This window comes from Polaromonas sp. P1_F8 (assembly GCF_056405635.1).
Map to the genome: position 1 here is coordinate 39,131 of NZ_JBFUBS010000005.1, position 25,445 is coordinate 64,575.

Consider the following 25,445-nt stretch of genomic DNA (forward strand, 5'->3'; position numbering starts at 1 on the left):
ACACTAAGCGAACAGATTGAACCAGATGTTGTGAATTTGTAAGCCGTCCACAGAAGTGCGAGCGATTAGCAAATCAATCTACGCGAATCAAATGACAATTTGAAGTGACACCCCTGTCACATATAACAGGGTGATCGGGTAAACACCGACGCGCCCACAACGCCTTGAACAATTTAGTTCTAAGCTACACAGTAAGAAGATCCATTGAGGTCAAAAAGTTTGTGATTTCTGACCACTCCATCCACGCAATGCAACACTCATTCAAATCTCGATAGATGAGCAATGCATCCATATCCAATCAAGGAGGTTTCGATGACGGCCACTCTTCGCCAAGCCCTGGTTCATATGCGCTCAGGCCAATGGAACGAGGCACACGGTATCGTGCAAAGTGATCAATCGCATTTGGCCGCCTGGCTGCACGGCATCTTGCATATTCAGGAGGGCGACCTGGAAAATGCGGAGTACTGGTACGGTCAGGCGAATCAGAATTTCCACAGCCGTGGAACAGTCGATGAAGAGCTGGAACGTTTCGAATCGGAGTTACCTGAATAGAGGCCTGCCAGGTTAAAGGTGGCCGCTTTTAAATCGAAACCTAACCCACCTGGGTCATGCGCCTCGCCGGTTTGAAAGCCGGAGAACCACGGGTGATACCTTGTTTCGGCTACTCATAAATACCCTTGATCACTTCAGATCGGGAGGGTTTCCATCTCGGCCGGCAACAGGCGCATGCTGCGCCATCAGCCCGGCTACCCATTCGATGAACACCCGCAGTTTGGCGCTGACATGCCGGTTCGGCGGAAAGGCCACATACAGGGGCATGGGGTCAAGGCGCCAGCCCTTGAACAGGGGCATCAGTTCGCCGCCAGCCAGGTGCGCCTTCGCCATATAGTCCGGCAGCCAGAGGACTCCCAATCCCGCCAGCCCGGCCGCGAGGTAGGCATTGCCGTCATCGAATGCGAACAGGTGCCGGCCTTGCACCTTGATGCTCTCGCCCTTGCAGTGCATGGCGTACGGAAAAGCCTTGCCGGTGCGCGCCCACAGGAACCCCACGATGCGGTGATGCGTGTCTTCCAGCTCTCGCGGGTGCAACGGTGTGCCCGCGCGCTCAAGATAGGCCGGGGCAGCGTATACCCCCAACTGCAGGTCACCCACCTTGCGGGCCATCAGCGACTGATCGGTTAGCTCGCCGCCGCGCACGACGCAGTCCACGTTGTCGCCGATCAGGTCCACCATACGGTCGCTGACACCCATGTCGAGCTGGATCTCAGGATAGCGCGCATGAAATTCCGGCAATGCCGGCACCAGGATCATGCGGGCCAGCGGGCTGGGTACATCGACCCGCAGCCGCCCCCTGGGCGACGCTGACGCGCTGGACAGGCTGGTCTCGGCATCGTCCACCTCGGCCAGGACGCGCACCACCCGGTCATAGTAGGCAGCGCCATCGGCTGTGACATTGACCTTGCGTGTGGTCCGGTTGAGCAGCTTGACCCGCAGCCGCGCTTCCAGTTGCTGCACCAGCTGCGTCACGCTGGTCTTGCTCATATGGAGTGTCTCGGCCGCCTTGGTGAAGCTGCCTGCTTCCACCACGCGGGCGAATGCCTGCATTGCATCGAAACGGTCCATCTCTGCTCCAAATGCGGTGACGTTGATGATTGTTTGGATTTTACGAACAGTGATGGTTAGCCTTGCCTGTTTATCCGAAAGGCACGGCCTTTTAAAGTTCTTTCATCGTTAACCACGGGCCGACCATGGCCCTTTATGAAGGAGATTTTTATGACCCAGCGTGAAGTCGTTTTTCCACCAGGGCGCCAGGCCCTCTATGAACGCAACCGGTATTCACCGGCGGTGAAGTCCAACGGCTTCCTGTTCGTTTCAGGGCAGGTTGGCAGCCGCGAAGACGGATCCCCCGAGCCCGACCTGGAGACTCAGGTCCGGCTCGCCTTCGACAACCTGAACGCCATCCTCAAGGCCGCAGGCTGCACCTTTGACGACGTGGTCGACGTCACCGTCTTCATGGTGGATCCGGAATCGGTGTTCGAGACAGCCTGGAAAGTGGTGCCCGACTACTGGGGCAACGCACCGCACCCTACGCTGACAGGTGTCGGCGTGACCTGGCTCTATGGCTTTCAGTTTGAGATCAAGGTGATTGCGAAGCTTCCAGAGTCTCGCGGTGATTGACCGACCGACTACCGCCGCAACGGATCCAGCAGCGGCTTCAGCCCGTTGTGGTCAATCTCCTGCATCAGCTGCAGCAGGCGGCCTATTTCGCCTTTGGGGAAACCTTCGCGGGCGAACCAGTTAAGGTAGTTGCCGGGCAGGTCGGCGATCAGGGTGCCCTTGTGTTTGCCGAAAGGCATTTCGCGGGTCACCAGCAGCTGGAGGTCTTCGGGTTTCATGCCTAACCCTAACCGCCTGCGCGCTTGGGCGCGTAACCCTGTTTTTGCAGCGCCTGCATGACGGTGTCGCAATGGTCGCCCTGCACTTCAATGACACCGTCTTTGGCCGTGCCGCCCGAACCACAGGCGGCTTTGAGCTGCTTGCCCAGTTGCGCCAGGGCCATGGCGTCCAGCGGCAGGCCCTTGATGACGGTGACTGTCTTGCCGCCGCGGCCTTTGCTTTCACGCATGACGCGCACCACCCCATCGCCCTTGGGCGTGGCCTGCTGCTTGCAGGTGCAGGCGGAAGTGGGCTGGCGGCAGCCGGGGCACATGCGTCCGGCATCGGTGGAATACACGAGGCCGCCGCTGGCAGGGAGTTTCTTCATGGAGTTTAAGGAAGGGGGATGCGTGGAAAGCGGCTCTGGCCGGGTAACACCGCAGTGTGGTCACCACGGCCGGGTCAGCACGGCCTAATACGAACGTTCACAAATGTTCTGGGTCATATTGCCGAAAAATGAAAAATGTACCTTATAAACACGGCTGGGATTTTCAGCCAGCGCCGCGCAGCCACTCAGGGTCATACACCCACATCACAACAGGCAGCGCATCGGCCCGGCAAGTCAACGCAGCACCAGCACCAGGACAGCACCATGACCGGCACCTCTTTTCTGATCGGCTTCTTTATCTTTGTGGGCAGCGTGGCCCTGGGGGCGCTGGGCTATGAACGCTGGCTCTCGCATGTGGTGTCGGCCCGCAAGAAGGTGGCGCGCAACCACGCGCTGCGCCGCAAGCCGCTCACCAGTCGCGACGAGCTCGCGGTGTGGCGCTGGCTGGCAGACATTTTTCCGGACCACCATGTATTGATCAAGGTGCCCTTTACCGGCTTTATTGAACCCAACAGCCGCGGCGGCGACGCGCACTGGCAGGCGCTGCTGAGCACCGTGAGCTTTGCCTGCGCGGTGTCCGACCGCAAAGGCGCTGTACTGGGCTGCGTCGATGTGCTGGGGCGCGGCGAGCTGGCTGACCGCAAGCATGCCTTCAAGCGCGAGCTGCTGGGCCGCGCCGGCATTCCTTACTGGATTGTGGACAGCCAGCGTCGGCCCGATGCCGCGCTGCTGCGTGAAAAGTTCACCGGTGCTGCTGCCACGCAGGCGGCGATCAAAAAGACGCCACGCTCAGCCATGCCCCGCAAACCCGTCACAGCGCTGGAGCAGCGCCGCCTGTCACGCGTGTCCAGCAACGCATCGGACCTGACCCGCACCGGCATGACGCCGCTACATCTGAAGTCCACGCTCAAGCTGAAGGCGCTGGCACGGGCCTTTGCCTGGCGCCTGGCCGGTGAGCCGCCTTCTTACAGGCCACGGAGTTCACGCAGGCCCATGGGCTTTCCCACCACCAGCATCAGCAACTCGACCATCTGAGCGAGCCTGCACGCCCCCCGGCCCGCTCAGGCCTCGGCGCTCTTGAGTAAAAACTCCATCTCGGTTCCGGCCAGGTTCAGTATGTCGTGATGGGCCAGCGGAATGGCTTTCACGCCGATGGGTTTGCCGTTGCAGGTCGGCGGCTTCTCGCCGTCCATGTGCGCCACGTAGTAGCCGTCGCGCCGGTGCGATATCGACACCACGGCCACACCGGGCTGCCCGAAGGTGGTAACGGCCTTGACCACCGGCACCTCCAGCCCCGCTGACGAACCCGACAACACCTTCAGGCTCGCGTGCATCGTGCCGCTGGTGCCGGGCAGGCCCAGCGCGTCCAGCGCCATGGCGGTGGTTTGATGTTCGCGCGGAGCCTCTTCTTCGTGCCGCGAGGTGGCCAGGTACTGGATGCGGAAGTTGCCGATATTGATGATGTCGTTGTCGTGCAGCAGCTCACGCGACTTGACCATGTGGCCGTTGAGGTAGGTGCCGTTGGTGCTGCCCAGGTCTTCAAGGTACACGTCCGCAAGGCCTTTCAGCAGGAACACGCAGTGCTCGCCGCTGACCACCAGGTTGTCAAAGATGATGTCGTTGTAGGGCCTGCGGCCCAGCGTGGTGCGGTCGTTCGTCAGGTACACATGCTTGATTTCGACGCCTTCGACCGTTGCAATGAGTTGCGGCATGCAAGACCCTTCTTCAAGATAGTCGCCGGAGCCCCATGCGTAAGCGACAAACCATCGTAGCCCGAGCGCCCTAAAGGCACAAGCGGGGCACAACCCGCCAGCGCCGCAACATGGTCGCTAATTGGTGGTAATTTTGCCGGTTTCGCATGCAGCGCGAATGATGCGCTGGGTCGGGTTGGGCGTCACGTCGCGGAACTCCATGGGACGCACCACTTCGTTGGGGTAAGTCACAGTTTTGTGGGGCTCGCCCTTCCACAGGGGCTGCACGTAAAACGCCAGCGTGACGTACTTGGCGCTCTTGTCTGCGCAGTCAAACAACACGGTGGAAACATACGAACGGTAGGGCACGCCGTCCCAGCTGGTGCGTTGCAGCGCGCGGCTTACGCGTACCTGCATGGCCCGCATGTCGCCGTTGGCGGCAATGGGGGTCGGGTCTACCTCAATGGTGTTGACGGCCGGGTCAGCCGGGTCACCCATCACGGTAAACCATGTGGTGGGGGCGGCTGGCGCGCCCCACAGGGAAGCCCCGGACACCAGGGCCCCTAAAACGATGGCTAATTTCTTCATATGACTTTTTTCTTCCTTCCTCCACTGCACGGTCACTTCAAAGCACAGTCCATTGTCTGCAATGCCAGTTTAATCCTGACGCAACGAACGTTCTGTTGCAACTGTTTCCCGACCCGTAGCAGGCGTGCGTCGAAAGGCCCTGTAGGCACACACCCACACGGCTATGGGCCCGATGCCTTCGGCGCGGTCTGGGCCGGCGGGCTATCTTGAACTGCATGGAATTTTCCATGGCGCAACTCTCTGAAAGGTACATCCCATGAACAAGGACCAGGTCAAAGGCAAGATCAAGGAAGTTGCCGGTGAAGTGCAGGAACACACCGGCAAGCTGGTCGGCAATGCCGAACAGCAGGCCAAGGGCCATGCCCGCGAATTCCAGGGCAAGGCACAAAAGGCCGCCGGCGACGCACGTGAGAACGCAGAAGACATCCAGAAGGATCTGGACAAAAACCGCGACCCCCTGGGCCGCTAAGCAGCAATAAAACGCTGCACACCCACCATCGGCCGGCTCTTCCCGGCCGTTTTTTTTGCGCGCAAATCGCCGCACACACCAGCCATTGGCTGACGCGTTCAGGCGCGTTGGCTGATAGCCGGCGGCCTGCCGCGCCCGCATGATGAAACCTTTCACCACAGCACAACACGCCTCCACATGCCGCGCAAAACCTCCGCTTCCCTGCCCGACGACCTGTTGCACGGCCAGTTGAAGCTGCCTGCCGTGACGATCAACGGCTACAGCCTGGAACTGCACGACGGCGAGCGCTTTCTGGGCGACACCGTCAGCCGCGTTGCCTACAGCGAAATGCTGGAAGTCTGGCGCCGGCTTTTTCAACGCATCAGCGGTGAAGACGTGCTGGGCACCAAGCCCACGCCCGCCATCAGCAAAAAGCGGCTCGACCTGCTCCTTCAACGCGACGGCAAGGCCGCCGCCGTAATTTCCGCAGCATCGGAAGACTACGCCTGGCAGCTGGTGCGCGTGGTGCGGCGTTTTCTGGCGCACCCCACATGGCACGGCGTGCAGCGCATTGTGGTGGGCGGCGGCTTTCAGCAAAGCCTGGTGGGCGAGCTGGCCATCGACCGCGCGGCCGAACTGCTCTACCAGCAAAACGCCCGCGTGCATTTGATGACGCTGCGCCACCACCCCGACGAAGGCGGACTGATCGGCTGGGTGCACCTGGCGCCGCCCGAGCTGTTGTCGCAATACGGCGGTTTCCTGGCGGTAGACATTGGCGGCACCAACGTGCGCTGCGGCATTGTGCGGCCGCGCCTGAACAAGTCGCCCGACCTGTCGGACGTGCGCGTGGCGGGCCTGGAAAAGTGGGGCCACCGCGGCGACGACGATGTGACCCGCCGCGAACACCTGGTGCAGGGCATTGCCGCCATGCTGAAAAAACTCAAGCGTCTGGCCGACAGAAAAGGCATCACCCTGGCGCCGTTTGTCGGCGTGGCCTGCCCCGGCATGATCTGCGACGACGGCTCCATCGCCACCGGCGCGCAGAACCTGCCCGGCAACTGGGAAAGCCCGCGCTTTAACCTGGCGCACGACCTCAGCGAACTGCTGCCGCGCCAGGACGGCCGGACCACCCAGGTGCGGCTGCACAACGATGCCGTGGTGCAGGGCCTGTCTGAGCTGCCCTTCATGCAGGGCGTGAAGCGTTGGGCCGTGCTGACGGTGGGCACCGGGCTGGGCAACGCCAGCTTTGTCAACACCGGCCCGCAGGCAGCGACGCGCAAAGCCAGACGCTGACGTCGCGCGCCACCTTGCAATAATTCAAGAGAAAAAAGCCTGAAGCCCAATCAGTACGGGCGCAAGCAGCTATCTATTTAATAGCAACCTGGCGTGCACCCGCGCCGCGCTAGCGCGGTGAGATGGGCGCACCCACCACCACGCCCGGCACAACAGGCACGCTTTCCACCGTACCTTCAGGCTGCACACGCCGCGGCTGCTCGGGTGGAAGCACCACGCCCGGCGCACCGGGTGCAGGCGTGCCGTCTGCGGCAGGCCCGTTCACGGTGATGTATTTGATCACCGGCGCCGGCTGCCACACGCGCGGCGGGCCGCCGTCGGTAGACGGCGCGCCCAGTACGCTTTGCTGCCCCAAGGGCTGGGGCATGCCGCCGTCACCGGTCTGGCCTGGTTGGCGTTCCTGCGGCGGCTCGGCGCCATTGAACAGGGCCTCGATGCGCTGCCTCTCCTGGTCCGTCACGGCAGAACCCACGGGTGCGGGAAAGCGCAGGTTCACATCCACCACTTTCGCCTTGATGGCACCCTGGAAAAACTCACCCACCATCGGCAGCGCGCTGCGGGCGCCCTGCCCATAGCTGTCAGCCATGGTCACGCGGTTGTCGTTAAAGCCCACCCACGCGCCGGCCACCAGCTGCGGATGCATCATGATGAACCAGCCGTCGGTGTTGCCCTGCGTCGTGCCGGTCTTGCCGGCCACGTCGGCCTGTATGCCGTAGCGGCTGCGAATGGCGGCGCCCGTGCCCTGGTCAATCACGCCGCGCATCACGTCCAGCAGCGTCTGCGCCACGGTGGCCGGCATCACGGTTTCGGCCAGCTTGGGCTCAAACGCTTCCAGCACCTTGCCGTTGCGGTCTTCTACCCGCGTGACGATCACGGGCTCTATATAACGGCCGTCATTGGCCAGCGTGCCGTAGGCCGCCACCATTTCCCTCAGCGTGACAGGGCTGGTGCCCAGCGCGAGAGACGGCACTTCTTCCAGCTTGCTCTGGCGCACACCCATGGCCTTGGCCAGCCTGGCCACATTGGCCGGGCCCACCGCGTGCATGACCTGTGCGGTGATCGTGTTCTTGGAAAACATCAGGCCCTGGCGCAGCGTCATCATCTCGCCGCTGGGGCCACCGCCGTCGGTCGGCCGCCAGAAAGCGCCGTTGCCCAGCGGGATTTCCACCTCACCGTCCAGGTACACGTCGGACGGCTTGGCGCCGTTTTCAAACGCCGCGCCGTACACAAACGGCTTGAAGGTCGAGCCCGGCTGGCGGCGCGCCTGCTGCACGTGGTCGAACTGGTCGCGCGCAAAGTCGCGGCTGCCCACCCAGGCCCTGACCTGCCCGTTGGTTGGGTCCAGCGCCATGAAGCCCGCCTGCAGTCGCGTCTTGTCGTCCTTCAGGTTTTGCATGAACTCCGCGTCCGCCAGCAGCGTCTTGATGGCCTGGTCGTCGGCCTGCCCCTTGCTGCGCAGGGCTTTGTATTCGGCGGTGTCGCGTATGAAGGCCAGGGCCAGTTCACGCGGCGCGCCGCTCTTGGCCTTCCAGCCCGAGTTAAAGCGCCAGTCACCGGCCACCGTCTTTTGCAAGCGGTCTACCTGCACCGCCAGGGCCCTGTTGGCCATGTCCTGCAGGCGTGAATCAATGGTGCTGCGCAGCACCAGGCCGTCGGCATAAATGTTGTAGTCGTTGCGGTCGGCCCATTCAATCAGCCAGCGGCGCAGCTGCTGTGCCAGGTGCGGCGCTGAGCCCAGTTCTTCGTCCTGGCGTTCAAAGTCGATGCGCAGCGGTTTCTTTTTCAGCGCGTCCAGCTGGGCTGCGGGCAGCTTCTCGTGCTTGACCATCTGCGCCAGCACCGTGTTGCGGCGCTGCATGGCGCGCTCGGGGTTGGTCACGGGGTTGTAGTAGGCCGTGCCTTTGAGCATGCCCACCAGCGTGGCGCTTTGCAGCACGTCCAGCTCGTTGGCAGATTTGTCGAAATAAGTGCGCGCCGCCATTTCAATGCCGTAGGCGTTGTACAAAAAGGGCACGGTGTTGAGGTAGCTCTCCAGGATTTCCTCTTTGGAATAAACCGCCTCTATCTTGAAAGCTGTGATGGCCTCCTTCAGTTTGCGCGTGATCGACAACGAACGGCCTATTTCTTCCGGGTAGAGGTTGCGCGCCAGCTGCTGCGTGATGGTCGAGCCGCCCTGCGTCTTGCCGACGGCGGTGTGCAGCACGGCCGACACCGTGCGCTTGATGTCCAGGCCGTGGTGGTCGTAAAACCGGTGGTCTTCCGTGGCGATCAGCGCGTCCACCACGCTGGGCGAAATGTCTTCGAGCTTCACCCAGTCGCGGTTGGCCCGCTTGAACACCGCCAGCACCTGACCGTCAGACGACATCACCACCGAGGGCTTGGCGGTTTTGGCTTTCAGCAGGTCGTTGATGCTGGGCGTGAACGGAATCAGGATCAGCACATACAGCAGCACCAGCGCCGGAATGGCCGCCAGGGTCAGCAGCACGCCGCGTTTGGTGGGGTGGCGCAAGCGGTCAGGAATGGTGGCCGCAAAGTCGCGAAGTTGGGTCAGGAGCTGTTTCATCATTGCCTGCAAGTCTAAATGGGAGGCGTAAACGGGCCTGTAGGACTGCGGCGCTGCGAAAAACGCGCGCCATGGGGAAACGCCGCTTCGGCGGCTTGCAGGAGGCCTTTTTCAAGTACCAAATCGGCCTCAAGACCAGTGAAAACGGGCGCGAGCAGCTACTGTTTTAATAGCGGCATGCGGGGCAGTTTTGGTGGAATTTTGGGTCTGTTTTTGCCTCTTTTTTGCCTGTTTTCAGCCGTTGTGGGCCCTGCGAGCGCTTTTGGGCCAATTTCGTTGCCCACAGTGCCATTTTTATGCATTAAATCGGCCTTTAGCCCAATAAGTACGGGCGCGAGCAGCTACTGTATTGATAGCAATTTCAGCCTGCCCGCCATTTCGCCGCACGGAACTGAACCGGCACAGCGTCATCCAATCTTTCGCACCAGCGGCGTCGTCACTCGTAAGAAACGCCGCGCCACGCCGACCAACCTTCATGCCGCCTGTTCACGGCAAGCAATACAACAACCCACCGAAAGAGGCCAACGCATGATGACCCGCAGAAACTCCCTGCTCAAACTGGGCGCCCTCTCCGCCGCCATGGCCGCCGGCCTGCGCGGGCTGCTGGCGTCCGCACCCGCCCACGCGGCAGCGCGCGCTTATGAAGTCACCCGCACCGAGGCCGAGTGGCAAAAGCTGCTGCGGCCCGACCAGTACCGCGTGCTGCGCAAGGCCGGCACTGAAACGCCCTTCACCAGCCCGCTCAATAAAGAAAAGCGCGCCGGCGTTTTCAGCTGCGCCGGTTGCGACCTGCCGCTGTTTTCATCCGCCACCAAATTTGACAGCGGCACCGGCTGGCCCAGCTTCTGGCAGGCCATGAGCAACGCCGTGGTCGAAGAAACCGACACCACCCTTTTCATGAAACGCACCGAAGTGCTGTGCCGCCGCTGCGGCGGGCACCTGGGCCATGTGTTTGACGACGGCCCCAAACCCACCGGACTGCGCTATTGCATGAACGGCGTGGCCCTTAACTTCAAGGCAGCCTAAAAATGAACAAATACCTTTTCGCACTGGGCGCTGTGGCATTGGCCACGTGGGCATTCATTGGCGGGGGCATGGGCACTAGCGCCCGCGCCGCGGAAGAAAAAGCCGTGAAGCTACCCGCACCGGCCGTTGACGCCACGGCCACCGCACAGGCAGGCACCGCCACCGCAGTGTTTGCCGGCGGCTGCTTCTGGGGCGTGCAGGCCGTGTTTCAGCACACCGACGGCGTGCTCAATGCCGTCTCGGGCTATTCAGGCGGTGAGAAAGCCACCGCCACCTACGAGCAGATCGGCTCGGGCCGCACCGGCCACGCCGAGGCTGTGCAAATCACCTACGACCCAAAAAAGATCAGCTACGGCAAGCTGCTGCAAATCTACTTTTCTGTGGCGCACGACCCCACCACGCTCAACCGCCAGGGTCCCGACAGCGGCACGCAATACCGTTCTGCCGTGTTCTACAAAGACGCCGAACAAAAGAAGGTGACCGAAAGCTACATCGCCCAGCTCGACGCCGCCAAGGCCTTCCCGAACAAGATCGTCACGCAGCTCGCGCCGCTGGCCGCCTTTTACCCCGCGGAGGCCTACCACCAGGACTACGCCACCCTGCACCCGAACCAGCCTTACATCGCAAGGTTTGACCTGCCCAAGATTGCCAACCTGAAGACCGTGATGCCCGAGGTCTACCGCGAAAAGCCCGTGCTGGTGTCGCAGGCCGGCAAGTAAGGCAAGCGCCCCGTTCGGCGGGAACATAGGTCGCGCAGGGCGTAGGCCATACCCCCGACTTGCGCCAATGCGCGCTATTCCTTCGCCGAAACCCCTCAAGTCGGCAATGGCCTACAAACATGGTGGGCCAGGCGCGCTAATGTGGTCTTTTACCTTAGCAGGCAAGGAGTAAAAGACCATGACCAATACCGATAGACCCCAATCACATGCAGGTGAACAGCCTGAGCGCATCAACCTGAATGACAAAGCCACCACCGCGGAGTGGCTCAAGAAGCTGGACATCACCCAGGAGCAGCTTCGTGAAGCCGTAGCCGCCGTGGGCGACAAGGCCACCAACGTAGAGATGCACCTCAAGGGCGCCCGCAGCACCACCAATGCAGACCACGTGCGCGAGTTGAGTACAGACAAGTGAGCTTGATGGCGGCGCGCATTGCCGCCAAAATGCCAGAGAGATACCACCCTTCACCGCCGTTCACCGTGTTCAGCGCATGCAGCAAGATGCGCAGGAGGTTTTGCCATGGCATTGCAGACGCCCGCTTCATCCCACGCTCCTCAACAATCAGGCCCAACCCAGGTCACCCGGCGCACCGCGCTGGCGACCTTGCCCAGCTTGGCGGCTCTGGCCGGTTTGAGTTTGCCGGCCGCCACACATGCGCAAACACCCGGCACCGTCCGCCTGCAATCGTGGCCGCTGAACGCCCGCACCTTCACCGGCATTCACGACATCGCACCCGCACCTGATGGCGGCGTGTGGTTCTCGGCCCAGCGCAGCGGCCACCTCGGCTGGTTTGACCCACGCACCGGCAAGTCAGACCTGGTGGCCTTGGGCAATGGCTCATCACCCCACGGCGTGATTGCCGGGCCCGACGGCGCAGCCTGGCTGACCGACGGCGGGCAAAACGCAATAGCCCGCGTGGCCTGGCCCACGCGTGAAGTCAAGGTCTTCCCCCTGCCCGCCGGCACACCGTACGCCAACCTCAACACCTGCGCTTTCGACGGCGACGGCAACCTCTGGTTCACCGGGCAAAGCGGCTACGTCGGAAAGGTCGATGTGCGCAGCGGCACCGTCACCGTGAAAGAATCTCCCCGCGGCCGCGGCCCCTACGGCATCTGCGCCACACCCAAAGGCGACGTGTGGTGGTGCTCACTGGCCGGCTCATTCATCGCGCAGCTCGACCGCAAGACAGGCGAATCACGCATCGTCGAGCCACCCACCCCACGCCAGGGCGCCCGCCGCGTCTGGTCAGACAGCAGGGGCCGCATCTGGGTGTCGGAATGGAATAGCGGCAACCTCACAATGCACGACCCCGCACTGGGCACAGGCGCCAACAGCTGGCGCGCCTGGAAGGCACCCGGCACCGAGCCGCATATTTATGCCGTGTATGTGGATCACAAAGACATCGTCTGGGCCTCAGAGTGGAGCAGCAACGCCCTCTTGCGCTTTGACCCGGCGACAGAGAAGTTTGAAGTGATCACCATGCCGCGTGCTGCGGCGAGTGTGCGGCAGATATTGGGCAGGCCTGGGGAGGTTTGGTTGCCTGAGAGTGGGACGGAGTTTGTGACGGTGGTGAAGACTGCGTGAAAGTAGATTGAGCTGCGCCACAAAGTGGGCTAAATTTGATCTCTTGGCTCAGCCTACAAATGAAAGAGGGCTGTTCAATGTACGGAATATGTTTAGATATCCGCCGATCGCCAGCCAAATGAGCAATGCAGCCAGCCCCCAATAAAACCCTACTTTGACCGTCCCCAATAGACCAACAGCATTATTTCCCCAGCTACCTAAGACACTGCGATTCTCCCGTTCGTCGATTTCAGTCAATTTGCTCTCGCGTAACGTGATTAGCGGTATCCAGTACTTAGCCATGAACTCATCTCCATCAAAGTACAAGCTATGTCCGCCCTTGAAGTATCTATTCATCAAGGTTTGATCATTGAAGCCGTGAAATCCATCCCTGCCGGCCATTCCTGTGCCATACACAAAGGCTTCACTCAACCACAGAACTTTGTCATCCGCGCCACAGTCATTGACAATTCGGATCCGAGTATCTCGAGTTAAAAATCGCCAATCAAATCCTGACTCCAAGACACTACCAGACAGTACAAGTGTGGTTGGAGGAAAAGGAACTTCAGAATTAACGAGTTGTTTCAAAGCATGAGCGACAAGATACGTACCGAAGCTATGGCAAAAAATGAATAACGTTTGACTCTGCGCCGCCTCAATTGCAGGTTTAAGCCGATCACGCAGTCGTCTCACCTGATACGTCCGCACAACAGGAATGAGAAAAAGTAGACTTGAGAAGTACCCAAATTTGTACGTATGAAAATTTACCTGATCGGTATTTTTTTCCACCAAATTTCTCAACCTTACTTGCCACTGTCCAAAAGTCCGTATGCCATGAACACTAATCAACGTTGCTTTAGCTCCATTGAGGACACGTGACAATTTAGAGGCTCCCGTATATGAGAGGGAATCCCCAATTTGTCGTTTCCAAACATCTGAATTGGAAGGAGCTTCTATGACAATGAGGCAATTCTTTTCGAACTCACGCCGAAATCCTCCGATGTCGTCAAGATGGCCTGTAATACCAATAATTTTTTCGGGCTTCTTTAAGTATGCGTTCCTATTCAATTGCTCTATGAGTTGAAGACTTACCTTTGCGTCGCTTTTCGCATTTAGCCTCTTCGGAAGCACAACATCTAAGACGAGCACATCGAAGTACATGACCTTAAGTAGCTTTTTGGCGTCATCGAAATGCAACGCCTTAAAAATATCGGCTGCTGGAATTGAAAAATAGGCTTCGAGATAAATCTTAAGGCCATCACTGCGCTTCTCATCATCATCAACTATTAGTATCTTCACTGTCCAGAACCTCTAAAACTTTGGATATTTTCTCTTTCCACGCACTTTGAGAGCTGTTGTAATAAACCAAGCCTAAGTAGAGGTTTTTAAACTCAGCACTCAGTTCAATATCTAGCGTTTCAAGCGTGTGAGATGTCTGGCCGTCGCCAAAAGCGTCGTACTGCGTTAGAAAAAGCACTCTCGCTTGAGAACCTTTTCTCAGCGCCTTACGAGCAACCTCACGCCCCCCAAGAGTACGAAAACGTCCACCAGATTCCTTCGGTGATTTGTCGTAGGTTGGCAAACTCATATCCATAAGGATAAGACGATACTCATCAGAAGCTACGCATCGGCACCCTGAGGTAAATGATTGAGCCTCTGTCACAACCCAAGAGCTCCATGATTCCGACAAAAAAGTCAAAACCCGCTCACGTTTATGCCTGTTGTCTTCAACCAATAGGATGTTTTTTTTCATAAGTGATTTCCACTTCAAAGGACTGCCCAACTATAGATAACCCCACATTAAAACGGTCACTAATTAAGCGAAGCTGATTGAAAACTTTGCTCAATCCACTTCCTCCTTCTGTACGCATTAACCCCAGCGATTTAGAAGATCGCATCCGCTTATCAAGCGTCCGCACATAGTCAGGCGTGCATTCCGCCAGTCTTGCAGGGGACAGGTCATTACATATTCGAAGAGACCAAGTCAAGTTATCCCCGCACTCAATAATGCGCACGGTAGTAGATCCGCCAAAGCCGCTCTTTCGACAGCAATTTTCAAACAGGTTAACCAACACGACGATGAAGGCCTTGACCTGCTGCCCTTCGAGCTTCATTGATGCTGCGGTTTCAGCTGCTTGTATATCTACGTTTAACGTCATGCCTCTTACACGCGAGAAGCATTCAATAGATATATCCAAAATATCGACCATGTAGCGATCACTATCAAATCCCCCCTCATTTCGCTTGAACCACTCAGATGCTGTGGTGATGTCTTCCTGTATATCTCTGCGCACTTGAACTATTGCTGTCATTAACTCCAGCATTGCGGCGTTCTTCTTCGCATCCGTGATTCGCTGAAGAAGCTCATCAAAAAGTTGCCCCACTTCTTGCTTGAAATCAACATTTAAACGCTCTCGCATTTCAATCAGTGCAGCTTCTGTTTCAGCCCACAGCCGCAAAATGCAAAAGTCCACAAATTCTTCTGCATTTGCTTTTGACGCAATCGGATGAAATTGGGAAAACTCGCTCATATATAAAGCGTAGCGAAATGCTCGATCTGGATACTCGCTTACCTCCGATGTAACCTTCATCCATTCTTCAGCCCTGGATATGAGTGCATTCAAGCTTGTGGAGAACCAGGTCAGGTGTCCGTCTACCTCTTCAAGAATGTCCCCGTTGAGCAAGGAGTTAGCCTGTAGCCAATACTCGTTCCTCTTATATTTTCCCGAATCATCTATTTCTGTAATGAGGTGTCGATCTTCAAGTCTAGAACGGATTAAGTTCGAAAAAAATCCATGCCGAATCTCTGTGCTGAGGTTCTTATCTAGTCCATACTTCTCGTCATTTAGAAAGCCATCTCTGATGAGATTCAACAGTCTCAGTAACGTGGTGTTTCGATCTCCAACGACCAAAGCTTGAATCGTCTCCTCCTCCGAATCTTCCACGCCGACTCTGATAACTTTTTCTTCTCTGTCGCTACTGAAAGATTTATACAGTTGCAGCAACGACGAGACATCCTCTAATAGTTTTCGCTTAATGGCCGCCGTATTGACATCAATCTTGCTTTCGTTGAACTCTGTAGCTCCTGCATCGATAACAACTTGCCCGACAATTTCATCTACTTCTTGGCTATGTGCTTCGGGATCGATGGCTCCGTGATCCTTTAGATAATCGAGAATTCGCACCCTTTCCGACCGCAGATCATTACTGTCTTCAAAGCATCCTAGAAAATCCATTGCATCCAATGTCGAGACATCTCTTAGCAACACTACAGAGAGAGCGTCGTTCATATCCAACATCTCTAGAAGCGCAATTGGTCTATCAATGCCTCGAGTTGATAAGAACTCCTCATAGGTTTCATTGAGTACATATTCTTTCCGCTTGTCGATACGCTTCGCATAAAAATACGAGATGATTACCGCTTCAATATCTGACAGGCGAGAGGTTTCAACTTGACTAAGCATCTCCTCCATCGGCAGCGCAACGTAGGCATGTGGATTTGAAGCTACAGCGCGTGCTCCAAATTTCACTAGAGAATCATAAGCATTGGAGGATAAATAGTACGCGGCTGCGAGCTCAAGATGGTCCTTCTTCAGCGGGGAAAGCTCAGAGTACCTAATCAGCAAATTCTCTATGTGAGCCGGCTCAGCCTCTTTCCAGGTTTTTCTGATCTCTTGCTTTAGACGTCGATGCTCAGGCATCCGCGACACTTCAGATGCATACGCGTAATCCAGCGCAGGTTCGGTTGAAACCAACAGCAAGGAACTCAAAGGAGTACCTTGTTCTGTTCCATTGCTGGCATATTTGGCCAGCTCACTTCGTCGCTCACGAGTTAGCCGATACGGTAAAGCCTTATATAGACTTAATTGAAGATGACCAGAACTATTGAAGCCGTTTAAGGTAATAACTTGAGCAAGATAGTCATCCTCCAGTTTCCCCGGTTGAGACTCTAATTTGTAAATCTGCTCAAGAATGGAAATTAGTTGAGCAAGAGGCGAACTTCGGTCTAATAAGGCCCATACTCCGCCGCAAGCGCTTGCTTTGGCCAGCAAATTCAACGGGGCGAACAGCACTCCAGATCCGCCGAAATTCTCGCTGAAGAGCTGAAACATATCGCCATAATTTTCTAACTCATAGAAGGTAATCAATTCGGCCAGAACTCTCTCTTCATGCTGAACTGATGCCTGAAGAGTTGCCATTCCGATTGGAAGATTTAGCCTTCTCAACTCCGATTGCAGAAGACTCATTGCCTCTGGAATCTCCTCACCTGACGCTCTTAGCTCCGCAATCAAAGCCTCAAGAAGGCACACCTGATCCACTACGGGCAGCGTCTGAATTAATGTTAGGCAGGACAAACCGCGGCTGATTGAACTCATTGATGTCGGAATGAACATCAACGAGAAAAGTTCTGACCAATCTTGCTGTTGACCTTCCGCCAGTTCCTCCACCGTGGATGTAACTATCTTGCGAAGGTGAAGAAGTGGATCACTTGCCAAAAGTAAATACCAGCTAAACACCATGGTAATGAAGCCTGAATCAGTGCGCGCCTTACATTCAGCCGCGAACTTTTCCATTTCATCCAATCTCCCCTGTTTCGAGAGAAGAACCATCTTCGACCTTACATACCAAAGTGACTCGCCGCAGGAGCTTTTTACTTTCTCAGCGAAAGCTTCTGCTGCAGAAAAATCACCGAGCAAAAAAGCTCGCTCATATTCACGCCTATGCGCGTAGAAGGATGTGATTTTTTCTCGATTACCAAAAATGATCCCACGATATATAGCGACGGCACGGTCCGCGGAAATGGTTGCTCGAACAATCTTTTTATCTAGGAAATCCTCTATGCGTTCTGCTTCACTATTGAATACACCTCTAAAACGGGACTTCTCAAACAGCGTTCGAAATCTCCCCTCGAACTGGGACTCTTTCTCAAACGAAATGAAAGTAGCAACAACTTTTATGTATTGATCCTGCGTCAAAACACTGGCAGCAATAGGATTAGCCAATGTGTTGTAGGGATCCGAAAGTGCGGCATTAGTTCGCCGACGAATTAGTTTCATTAGACAACCTGCCATCGACGTTAAATAGAAATCAAGCAAGTCAAATATACGACCTAACTTGCATGTTATGTCTGGTGCGCAGAACTAGTGCCTCTTACGTATGCATCGTTATTCAAACTCACGTTGAACGCAACGGCACAAATACCTAAACTCGGTCTACGCCGGCCTTTCGCAGCCTCAACACCCAGGCAAAGTAAACCCCCTCCACCGCCATCACCGCCCCACCCAGCGCCACCACCCGCACTGCTCCCAATGCGGTCAATCAAACTGGCAGCCAGCACCACACCGATGGACTACCCCAGGAACAGGAAAGAAGCAAACATCGAGACGGCCGTGCCGCGCGCATGGAGCGCCATCTGCGTCGCGTTGGCCCGCATGGCGGCGATGGCGATTTAGCCCATACCGCCTTCTTGGCCCGCCAACTAAGGCTTCACCGGGCCCTTGCGCATGGTGGCAACCTGCCCTGCCATGGATTTCTCAAAGTCCCAGGCTGGAGAACCAATAAGTGCGGGATAGGCAGCGCAACGCTCTCGGGCCCGCGCGGGATCGCTCGAAAACATGGTGCGCCTTTGTTTGGCCTTGAAGGCAACAAGCTTTTGATCGAGTAGCGCACGAAACGCATCGGCCTTTGCCTGATCACCTTTGGTCTCCCGCTCAATCATGGCCGACATATTGCCTTCCATTTCTTGCAGAAGGGGCGCCGACTTTGCCCGCCAAGCGGCGAAAGCGGCTTCATTTTTGGCCTTGTGTTCCGGAAATTCTTCGGCGCACAGGTCTTTGATGACTCCCAACGTTTGAGCCGCGCCAAACAACTGGGAGAGATCGTTCTCATAGTTTCCTGAAGCAGCCCCAAATTGCGCATGAGCCGCGGGGGTAAAACCGAGCACCATGAGTGTGATGATTCCAGCACTGAAAAACGAGTGGGTCATATTCGATACTTTCAATTGAAATTCTCCAGAGTCTATTGAACTTGCAAAGATGACTTGCTGTCTCGCCTTTTCAGCACCCAGGCAAAGTAAACCCCCTCCACCGCCATCACCGCCCCGCCCAACGCCACCACTGCGCTGCTCCCAATGCGGGCGATCAAACTTGCAGCCAGCACCACGCCGATGGACTGGCCCAGGAACAGGAAAGAAGCAAACATCGAGACGGCCGTGCCACGCGCGTGCGGTGCCATCTGCGTTGCGTTGGCCTGCATGACGTTGTGGAACATGAAAAAACCAAACCCGCCCACCAGGCTGGCCGGAATGGCCGGGGCCCAGTGCGGGGTGTAGGCCAGCACCAGGGCGCTGACGCCGATCATCGCGCCACCCAGAATCACCAGGCCGTGCTGGCCGAAGCGGCGTATCAGCGGGCGGCCTGCGGCCATGTAGCCGACGCCGCCCAGTCCGAACAGCGCCACGATGGCGCCTGACACCGAGAGCGACAAGCCCAGGGCATGGTGCAGGTGCGAAGCCCAGATGGCCAGCACGCCAAAGCCGGCGGCGCCCTCTATCACCGCCATGATCAGCACGACGCGTGACCAGCGGCCGGTAATGATTTCCAGCGCTTGGGTTACGAAATGGGTGCGCTGCACGGGCTGGCGGGGTGCGGCGGCGGGGTCTTTGCCCTCGGCGCGCTGCGCGGCATTCTGGCGGCGCAGGTCAAGGTACATCAGCGTACCGACCACGGTAAACAGCACCGTCATGAAAACAAAGGACCAGCGCCAGCCAAGCGCATCGGTCAGCAGGCCGCCAATCAGCTGGCCGCACACAATGCCCAGCGTGCTGCCCAAGCCGGTGCGTGTGAGCATTTCCTGCAGCTGGTCGGCGGGCACGTTGTCGCCCACCCAGGCCATGCCCAGCGGAATCAGCGCCGCTGCGCCCAGCGCCATCAGCAATCGGGCAAACAGCAGCGCATCAAGGCTGTGCGCAAACACGGCCAGCAGGCTGCCAACGCTGCAGCCCAGCGTGGCAAAGGTGACCACACGAAACTTGCCCAGCCTGTCGCCCAGCGGTCCGTAAAAAAGCTGCGACGCGCCATACGTCATGGCAAATATCGACACGACCTGCGCGGCCTGGGCCAGGCTGACGGCAAACACGCGCGAAAGCTCGGGCAGCATGGCGTCGCAAATGCGCTGGGCCATCATGCTGGCGAAGGTGCCGAAGGAAAGAAGAAGGATGGAGCGCCGGACGGCGGGGGAAATGCTGGCGTGGGTAGCGCTGTGCGCGGCGGCAGGAGTCATGAAGGTAAACAGGCCCGGCAGCTGCTATATGGCCAACTTGGAAGCAGATTTCCATTGCGCAATACGGGTCATGTGGTACTGCAAATAGAAGGTGCTGAAGAGGAAAGTCATGGCCGCTGAAAGCTCAAGCTGCATGGGTTCAATGCTGTTGTAGTGGTTCAGCATGGACCTGCGGATGGAATAAGCCCCGAAATAGAAGATCACATACGACACGAGCATCAAAAGAAAGCCAACCCCCTTGAGGTTGTCTGAGCCTTCAAACAGTATCTGGGCAAAGATGGCCAGTGGGACATAAATGACGAATTGGGTCGTCGCATTCGACGCCGGATTGATTTTTCGCACCCAGGTGGATTGGACGAACATCCAGACGATCATGAAGACCCCAAGCGTGAGGAGCGTAAACAGCAGCACCAGGGCCCAATGCAATTGGGGTGGCGCGGGGTAAGCGTTTCCATTCATACCGCCGCCTGTTGGCCCGGGGTTTGCCAAAGGGTCCTGCTGGTCTTCGTTCATAAGCTCCCTCTTTTCCTTTTTCTAATCTATCCAGGCCACTTCGCTCAACCCATGGCCTCCAACTGCTATTTGACGGCGGCCGCGCGGCGAACGTCGGTCACCACTTTGTCCAGCGTGGCGACCAGTGTGGTCTGCACATTGTCATCTGAGACCCGGCCCTGGAATCGCTCAGAGCCGATGGCGAAGAATGGCTCTGCATCGACCATGCCCTGGATGCTGATGTGCACGACTTTTTCGCTTCTTGAGCTTTCAATGCCCTTGATCAGCAAAGCCGTGAATATGCCGCCGCCAGCCGCTGCAAGGCCAGCCTGGTTCAACGTGACAGGGGGAGCGTACACGTTGACGACAAACTCGCTCAGGGTGATCTTCCTTCCCTGGAGTTCGGCTGCCAGGTTGTTGTGCAGCCAGGCCTTCATGAGTGCGGGTGCGTCCGGCGAGAGGTTGTCGTCACCAAAATAGTTGTTGAAGCCGCCATTGTTGTCTACAGCCCTGGAGACACGCGTTTCAGCGGCACGGTCATCGACAAACCGGAAACCGGTGGTCTCAGGCGCCTGCACCGCCAGTTTGGGTGAAAGTTTTACAGCGGAAGTGGCGCCGCAAGCGGCGAGAAAAAGGGCCACGCAAACGGGCAGGACAAGGCGGACGAGGCGCATAAAAGCTTTCGAAAAAAAGAACGGGTTGAAATAAATGAGTTTGCGTAGCAGCTCAGCGAACGGTGGTCATTTGTTTGTGTGAGCTTGCCCGGGCAGGCTATTTCATCTGCGCCTGAATCTGAAGATACACCGGGTCTTGCAGCCAGTCGGCGACGCTTTTGGGAAACGGTTTAATGGCGGTGCGCGGCAACACGATGTCAGGCTGGGCATTGTCAGGCGCAAGCGCCTTGCCCGACGGCAAACCCAGCAAGCCGATCTCATAACGGATGCCGGCCGTGCCACGGCCCTCTTTCACGCGTTCCAGCACGTCGATACCAAAGTCGGACGCGTCGGGCGGCTGCCCCACCAGCACCGCGCCATTGAGTTCGCGCAAGGCACTGGCCAGCCAGGCGGCGCCGCTGCCGGTTTCTCCATCGACCAGCACCACCCACTTTCCGGAGACCAGCCACTCACGTAACTCAATCACGCCGGTGGAGTCCAGGCCCTTGACCGCATTCATGCTTTCAGTGGCCGAAAAAGGCCGGGCAAGATCGCTGCCGGGGCGGTGCTGCACGGCATGCCAGGCGCCCGCCTTGCTGTGCTTGCCCAGCAAGGCAAGCACCCACTGAACATTCACCAGCCTGCCGCCAGGGTTGCCCCGCAAATCCAGAACGCGAACCCCGCTGCTGTCAGTGGGCTGCCCGCGCAAGCCTTTCATGAGACGGACCGGCGTGTCTTCAAAAAACCCCGCCAGGCGAATGTAGAAGTGACCAGGGGCCTGCCCCACCACAACGGTCTGGTCCTGAACCGTTGGCGCGCGGGCGATGCTGCGGCTTTGAGATGGTTCACCCGGGCGCTGCGAAACCAGTTGCACCGGCATCGCTGCAGGGTGGCGCAGCAATCCAAAAAGCTCGCTGGCGCCCATGCCCGCAAGAGGCAGGCCGTCGAGGCTGACAAGCACGTCGCCGGGCTGCAAGCCCGCCGCTGCTGCAGGGCTGCTCGCAATCGCCTCCCGCACCACCCACTGGCCATCAAGGCGAGCCAGGATCAGCCCAGGATCGAAAGCGCTTCCCGTGTTCCACTCTTTGGCTTCCACCGGGGTGTAATAGCGGCCACGCGGCCCCATAAGCTTCATCATGCGGCGTTTGCATTGCAAGGCCAGCTCGTTAGCCTCGGCCTCGGGCACCAGCTGCCACTCGGTGGCCAACTCCAGAATTACACGGTGGAGCTGGCCCGGGTCATTGGGTACGACGTTGAATTCTGGTGATGGTTTTTTTTGGGTGCAGGCTTCGTACAGCTGCGCATAGCTGTACACCGCCAGCGGCTCGCGATGCATGACCAGTATCAGCTCAGCCACCTCCACCGTATTGCGTATTACCGGCTGGGCCTGCGCGGGCGCAGCCACCAGCAACGCCAGGGTAGCCAGCAGTCCGGCTGCTTGTTGGCGCTTTATCACAAGGCCTTGCCCAGCCGCCCCACACCCTCTTCAATCTTCGCCACATCCGCGGTGGCAAAGCTCAGCCGCAGCGTGGCCAGGTCCGGGTTGCTGGCGTAGAACGGTGCGCCGGGCACAAAGGCCACGAGTTGCTCAATCGCTTTCTTGGCGAACTCGCCGGCGTCTTTGCTTTTGCCGCCCGCGCCTGTCAGGCGGGCCCAGAAAAACAAGCCGCCTTGCGGCTGGGTGAATTCAATGGCGTCGCCGAGCTCGCGCTTGAGCGCTGCGCCCATGGCGTTGGCGCGCTCGCCGTAGACCTTGCGCACATGAGTCAGCGTGGCGGGCATGCGGCCGGCCTTGAGGTATTGCGCGGCGGTTGCCTGGGCGAAGGTGCTGGTGTGAGCGTCGCTGAACTGTTTGCACATGGTGGCCTTGGCCAGCAGTTCGGCGGGGGCGATCATCCAGCCTACGCGGAGGCCGGGGCTCAGCACCTTGCTGAGTGAGCCGCAGTGGGCCAGCAGCTCGCGGCTGCCGGGCACGCCGGCGCTCAGGGCCAGCAGTGAGGGTGGTGGTGCCTCGCCGAAGTAGAGGTCGCCGTAGGGGTCGTCTTCGACGATCAGCGTCTGGTATTTGACGGCCATCTCGAGCACCTTCTTGCGGCGCTCGAGGCTGAGCAGCGCGCCGCTGGGGTTGCCGAAGGTGGGAATCAGGTAGACGAACTTGGGCTTGTGCTGGGCAATGAGTTGTTCGAGCTCGTCGGTTTTGACGCCGTGGGCGTCAATCGGGGCGCTGATGAGCTCTGCGCCGTAGAGGCGAAAGCACTGAATGGTGGCGAGGAAGGTGGGGCCTTCGACGATGACCTTGTCGCCGGGGGAGATCATGGTTTTGCCGAGCAGATCAAGCGCCTGCTGGCTGCCGGTGGTGACGATGAGGTTTTCGGGGGCGACGTCTTTGGCGCCCTTGGTGGCCATAAAGGCGGCGAGCTGTTCGCGCAGCGGGCCGTAGCCTTCGGTGGCGCCGTATTGCAGCGTGCCGCCGGGTTCTTCGTTCAGGGCCTTGTTGCTGGCCTCCTGGATGCCGGCCACGTCGAACATGGCGGGGTCCGGAAAGCCGCCGGCAAAGCTGACAATGCCGGGCTTGCCCAGCAGTTTGAAGAGTTCGCGGATGGCGGAGGTTTCAACGTTGTTGAGGCGGTCGGCAAATTGCAGTGGCATGGGGGTCTCGCTTTCTGTTTTGTATTGTCGCCAATTTGCGCGCAGGTTTCCTGCGGCCTGGGCCGCCGGTTGCCCTGCAGTCGCAGGGAAGTTGACAGAGTAACAATCTAGAGTAATACTCTAGTCATGAGTTCTGCCACACCCCCTGCCGCTGCCACCCTCTCTACCCGGGAGCGCCTGTTGGACGCCGCCACCAAAGTGTTCCTGGCGCACGGCTTCACGGCCGCCTCGATGGACATGGTTCGCCAGGAAGCCGGCGTGAGCAACGGCAGCCTGTACCACCACTTCCCCACCAAGGCACAGCTGGCCGATGCGCTGTATGCCCACACGCTGCGCGATTTCCATGCGGCGCTGATGCAGCCCATCAGCGGCAAGGCCTCGGCCCAGGCCGGCGTCAAGGGCCTGATGCGCGCGTACATCCAGTGGGTGCTGCAACACCCCGACCAGGCACGGCTGCTGCACACGCTGCGGCGCGGCGGCGACATGGCAGGCGGCGCCGAGATCGACGCTGCCAATGAGCAGGCCTTTGCCACCCTGAGGGCCTGGGTAGCGCAGCAGGTGGAGGCCGGCGAGATGCGGGCCATGCCTTTTCACCTGTGGATGGCGCTGATGTTTTCACCGGCGATGTCGCTTACGCAGGGCTGGGTCAGCCAACCCACCCCGGCCGTCACACCCAAAGTGAGGGCCGCACTGGAACACGCGGCCTGGATGGCCGTGGCGCCCTGAAACACCTTCCCGATTTCAACAAGGAGTAGCTGCATGAAAGTCGTAAATGTTCATCAACGTTTGCTGCACGCCAGCCCGGAGCAGGTGGGCGCGCTGATTGATTCGCTGGGCTCGCCGGCCGATGCCTTGTGGCCCGGCAAGGTCTGGCCGCGCCTGAAGTTCGACAGGCCGCTGGCCGTGGGCGCCATCGGTGGGCACGGGCCCATCCGCTATGTGGTGGAGGCCTACACACCGGGGCAGTCCGTGCGGTTTCGCCTGACCGCACCGGCGGGATTTGACGGCTGGCACGGCTTTGAGGTGCTGGACGCCACGCCCGCGCATTGCGTGCTGGAGCACCGCATCGAGATGAAGGCGCGCGGCACGGCCCTGCTCTTCTGGCCGCTGGTGATTGGGCCCCTGCACGATGTTTGCGTGGAAGACGTGCTGTCGCAGGCGCAGCTCTCGCTGGGCAATGAGCCCCGGCCAGTGCCGTGGCCGGCCTATGTGCACCTGCTGCGCTGGCTGGTGTCGGGCGGCAGGCGGTTGACCCCGCCGTTTTCGCGCAGCCAGCATGCCCGCTGACTTGCTGGCCTGGGGCCGCCAGGTGCTGGGCCAGCAACCCTTCAGCGCGATGCTGAACGCGCAGCTCGATGCCTTTGCGCCCGGCGGCGCGGAGCTGTCAGTGCCTGTGGTGCCCGGCCTCTTGCAGCAGCACGGCTTTGTGCATGGCGGTGTGTTGTCCTATCTAGCAGACAACGCGCTGACGTTTGCAGGCGGCTCGGTGCTGGGCGACTCTGTCACGTCAGAGTTCAAGATCAACTACCTGCGGCCGGCCAAGGATGCCGACCGCCTGCTGGCCGTAGCCACGGTGGTGGGCAGTGGCAAGACCCAGGCGGTATGCCGATGCGATATTTTCTTGCTGCGCGGGGAGGAGCGCATCTTGTGCGCAGCGGCGCAGGGCACGATACGCAAAGCGGGCTAGCCACAGCAACACGGCGCCGCTGGCGCTAGA

The 25,445-nt window shown here is 58.8% G+C and carries 28 protein-coding genes; 13 read left to right on the plus strand and 15 right to left on the minus strand.

Annotated elements, in window-relative coordinates:
* Positions 1 to 312 precede the first annotated feature (312 nt).
* Complete coding sequence (locus AC1D1J_RS17390; RefSeq protein WP_477695386.1) at positions 313 to 552, plus strand: hypothetical protein; 240 nt, start codon at positions 313 to 315, stop codon at positions 550 to 552.
* Positions 553 to 681: 129 nt separating this feature from the next.
* Here the strand turns inward: AC1D1J_RS17390 and AC1D1J_RS17395 are convergent, their stop codons facing one another.
* On the minus strand, positions 682 to 1,623 hold the full coding sequence (locus AC1D1J_RS17395; RefSeq protein ID WP_477695387.1) for a LysR family transcriptional regulator: 942 nt from the start codon (positions 1,621 to 1,623) through the stop codon (positions 682 to 684).
* A gap of 150 nt (positions 1,624 to 1,773) precedes the next feature.
* Here AC1D1J_RS17395 and AC1D1J_RS17400 point away from each other — a divergent pair, with 150 nt between their 5' ends.
* Positions 1,774 to 2,178 carry a RidA family protein gene (locus AC1D1J_RS17400; RefSeq protein WP_477695388.1) on the plus strand — a complete coding sequence of 135 codons (405 nt, stop codon included), beginning with the start codon at positions 1,774 to 1,776 and terminating at the stop codon, positions 2,176 to 2,178.
* Between the two features lie 8 nt (positions 2,179 to 2,186).
* On the opposite strand, the gene AC1D1J_RS17405 is transcribed toward AC1D1J_RS17400, so the two are convergent.
* Positions 2,187 to 2,396, minus strand: a complete 210-nt coding sequence (locus AC1D1J_RS17405; RefSeq protein ID WP_431096799.1) for a DUF3820 family protein — start codon at positions 2,394 to 2,396, stop codon at positions 2,187 to 2,189.
* An 8-nt stretch (positions 2,397 to 2,404) separates the two neighbouring features.
* Positions 2,405 to 2,764 (minus strand): translation initiation factor Sui1, encoded by a 360-nt coding sequence (locus AC1D1J_RS17410; RefSeq protein ID WP_477695389.1) that lies wholly within the window; start codon positions 2,762 to 2,764, stop codon positions 2,405 to 2,407.
* Between the two features lie 264 nt (positions 2,765 to 3,028).
* On the opposite strand from AC1D1J_RS17410, the gene AC1D1J_RS17415 reads away from it, so the two are divergent.
* On the plus strand, positions 3,029 to 3,799 hold the full coding sequence (locus AC1D1J_RS17415; protein ID WP_477695390.1) for a PDDEXK family nuclease: 771 nt from the start codon (positions 3,029 to 3,031) through the stop codon (positions 3,797 to 3,799).
* A 26-nt stretch (positions 3,800 to 3,825) separates the two neighbouring features.
* Here AC1D1J_RS17415 and AC1D1J_RS17420 read toward each other — a convergent pair whose 3' ends face one another.
* A complete protein-coding gene (locus tag AC1D1J_RS17420; protein WP_477686605.1) occupies positions 3,826 to 4,476 on the minus strand; it encodes an FHA domain-containing protein in 651 nt (216 codons plus the stop codon).
* Between the two features lie 117 nt (positions 4,477 to 4,593).
* The gene (locus AC1D1J_RS17425) at positions 4,594 to 5,043 is read right to left on the minus strand and encodes a surface-adhesin E family protein (RefSeq protein WP_477695391.1); all 450 of its coding nucleotides are present in this window, start codon (positions 5,041 to 5,043) and stop codon (positions 4,594 to 4,596) included.
* 256 nt (positions 5,044 to 5,299) lie between these two features.
* On the opposite strand from AC1D1J_RS17425, the gene AC1D1J_RS17430 reads away from it, so the two are divergent.
* Together AC1D1J_RS17430 and AC1D1J_RS17435 are read left to right on the plus strand one after the other, a co-directional pair.
* Positions 5,300 to 5,512 carry a CsbD family protein gene (locus AC1D1J_RS17430; protein ID WP_477695392.1) on the plus strand — a complete coding sequence of 71 codons (213 nt, stop codon included), beginning with the start codon at positions 5,300 to 5,302 and terminating at the stop codon, positions 5,510 to 5,512.
* Positions 5,513 to 5,689: 177 nt separating this feature from the next.
* Complete coding sequence (locus AC1D1J_RS17435; RefSeq protein WP_477695393.1) at positions 5,690 to 6,784, plus strand: ROK family protein; 1,095 nt, start codon at positions 5,690 to 5,692, stop codon at positions 6,782 to 6,784.
* Positions 6,785 to 6,893: 109 nt separating this feature from the next.
* Here AC1D1J_RS17435 and AC1D1J_RS17440 read toward each other — a convergent pair whose 3' ends face one another.
* Positions 6,894 to 9,347 (minus strand): penicillin-binding protein 1A, encoded by a 2,454-nt coding sequence (locus tag AC1D1J_RS17440; RefSeq protein ID WP_477695394.1) that lies wholly within the window; start codon positions 9,345 to 9,347, stop codon positions 6,894 to 6,896.
* Positions 9,348 to 9,875: 528 nt separating this feature from the next.
* On the opposite strand from AC1D1J_RS17440, the gene msrB reads away from it, so the two are divergent.
* From msrB to AC1D1J_RS17460, 4 genes are all read left to right on the plus strand, one after another.
* Positions 9,876 to 10,373: a peptide-methionine (R)-S-oxide reductase MsrB gene (msrB, locus tag AC1D1J_RS17445; RefSeq protein WP_477695395.1), complete on the plus strand. Its 498-nt coding sequence runs from the start codon at positions 9,876 to 9,878 to the stop codon at positions 10,371 to 10,373.
* 2 nt (positions 10,374 to 10,375) lie between these two features.
* A complete protein-coding gene (gene msrA / locus AC1D1J_RS17450; RefSeq protein ID WP_477695396.1) occupies positions 10,376 to 11,092 on the plus strand; it encodes a peptide-methionine (S)-S-oxide reductase MsrA in 717 nt (238 codons plus the stop codon).
* A gap of 178 nt (positions 11,093 to 11,270) precedes the next feature.
* A complete protein-coding gene (locus AC1D1J_RS17455; RefSeq protein ID WP_477695397.1) occupies positions 11,271 to 11,504 on the plus strand; it encodes a DUF3606 domain-containing protein in 234 nt (77 codons plus the stop codon).
* Positions 11,505 to 11,609: 105 nt separating this feature from the next.
* Positions 11,610 to 12,674 (plus strand): Vgb family protein, encoded by a 1,065-nt coding sequence (locus AC1D1J_RS17460; protein WP_477695398.1) that lies wholly within the window; start codon positions 11,610 to 11,612, stop codon positions 12,672 to 12,674.
* Positions 12,675 to 12,722: 48 nt separating this feature from the next.
* Here the strand turns inward: AC1D1J_RS17460 and AC1D1J_RS17465 are convergent, their stop codons facing one another.
* From AC1D1J_RS17465 to AC1D1J_RS17475, 3 genes are read right to left on the minus strand one after another with little or no spacing between them, the layout of a single operon-like run.
* Complete coding sequence (locus tag AC1D1J_RS17465; RefSeq protein ID WP_477695399.1) at positions 12,723 to 13,952, minus strand: response regulator; 1,230 nt, start codon at positions 13,950 to 13,952, stop codon at positions 12,723 to 12,725.
* Entirely contained in the window at positions 13,933 to 14,406 is a 474-nt protein-coding gene (locus tag AC1D1J_RS17470; RefSeq protein WP_477695400.1) for a PleD family two-component system response regulator, read from the minus strand. The genes AC1D1J_RS17465 and AC1D1J_RS17470 overlap by 20 nt, the downstream gene beginning before the upstream one ends.
* On the minus strand, positions 14,381 to 17,710 hold the full coding sequence (locus AC1D1J_RS17475; RefSeq protein WP_477695401.1) for a hypothetical protein: 3,330 nt from the start codon (positions 17,708 to 17,710) through the stop codon (positions 14,381 to 14,383). Before AC1D1J_RS17475 ends, AC1D1J_RS17470 begins: the two co-directional genes overlap by 26 nt.
* 252 nt (positions 17,711 to 17,962) lie before the next feature.
* Between AC1D1J_RS17475 and AC1D1J_RS17480 the strand changes: the two genes are divergently transcribed.
* A complete protein-coding gene (locus AC1D1J_RS17480; protein WP_477695402.1) occupies positions 17,963 to 18,106 on the plus strand; it encodes a hypothetical protein in 144 nt (47 codons plus the stop codon).
* 26 nt (positions 18,107 to 18,132) lie between these two features.
* Here the strand turns inward: AC1D1J_RS17480 and AC1D1J_RS17485 are convergent, their stop codons facing one another.
* The 6 genes from AC1D1J_RS17485 to AC1D1J_RS17510 form a co-directional block, all read right to left on the minus strand.
* On the minus strand, positions 18,133 to 18,639 hold the full coding sequence (locus AC1D1J_RS17485) for a hypothetical protein (RefSeq protein ID WP_477695403.1): 507 nt from the start codon (positions 18,637 to 18,639) through the stop codon (positions 18,133 to 18,135).
* A gap of 32 nt (positions 18,640 to 18,671) precedes the next feature.
* Positions 18,672 to 19,934 (minus strand): MFS transporter, encoded by a 1,263-nt coding sequence (locus AC1D1J_RS17490; RefSeq protein ID WP_477695404.1) that lies wholly within the window; start codon positions 19,932 to 19,934, stop codon positions 18,672 to 18,674.
* Between the two features lie 24 nt (positions 19,935 to 19,958).
* Positions 19,959 to 20,447, minus strand: a complete 489-nt coding sequence (locus tag AC1D1J_RS17495) for a hypothetical protein (protein WP_477695405.1) — start codon at positions 20,445 to 20,447, stop codon at positions 19,959 to 19,961.
* A gap of 65 nt (positions 20,448 to 20,512) precedes the next feature.
* Positions 20,513 to 21,100, minus strand: coding sequence for a hypothetical protein (locus AC1D1J_RS17500; protein ID WP_477686906.1), 588 nt, complete (start codon positions 21,098 to 21,100; stop codon positions 20,513 to 20,515).
* Between the two features lie 97 nt (positions 21,101 to 21,197).
* On the minus strand, positions 21,198 to 22,535 hold the full coding sequence (locus tag AC1D1J_RS17505) for a S41 family peptidase (protein ID WP_477695406.1): 1,338 nt from the start codon (positions 22,533 to 22,535) through the stop codon (positions 21,198 to 21,200).
* Positions 22,532 to 23,722: an aminotransferase-like domain-containing protein gene (locus AC1D1J_RS17510; protein ID WP_457279770.1), complete on the minus strand. Its 1,191-nt coding sequence runs from the start codon at positions 23,720 to 23,722 to the stop codon at positions 22,532 to 22,534. Before AC1D1J_RS17510 ends, AC1D1J_RS17505 begins: the two co-directional genes overlap by 4 nt.
* A 132-nt stretch (positions 23,723 to 23,854) precedes the next feature.
* On the opposite strand from AC1D1J_RS17510, the gene AC1D1J_RS17515 reads away from it, so the two are divergent.
* The 3 genes from AC1D1J_RS17515 to AC1D1J_RS17525 are packed head-to-tail and all read left to right on the plus strand — an operon-like array spanning position 23,855 to position 25,415.
* Positions 23,855 to 24,454: a TetR/AcrR family transcriptional regulator gene (locus AC1D1J_RS17515; RefSeq protein WP_477695407.1), complete on the plus strand. Its 600-nt coding sequence runs from the start codon at positions 23,855 to 23,857 to the stop codon at positions 24,452 to 24,454.
* A 33-nt stretch (positions 24,455 to 24,487) separates the two neighbouring features.
* On the plus strand, positions 24,488 to 25,015 hold the full coding sequence (locus AC1D1J_RS17520) for an SRPBCC family protein (protein WP_477695408.1): 528 nt from the start codon (positions 24,488 to 24,490) through the stop codon (positions 25,013 to 25,015).
* Positions 25,005 to 25,415 (plus strand): PaaI family thioesterase, encoded by a 411-nt coding sequence (locus tag AC1D1J_RS17525; protein WP_477695409.1) that lies wholly within the window; start codon positions 25,005 to 25,007, stop codon positions 25,413 to 25,415. The genes AC1D1J_RS17520 and AC1D1J_RS17525 overlap by 11 nt, the downstream gene beginning before the upstream one ends.
* The last annotated feature ends 30 nt before the right edge of the window (positions 25,416 to 25,445 follow it).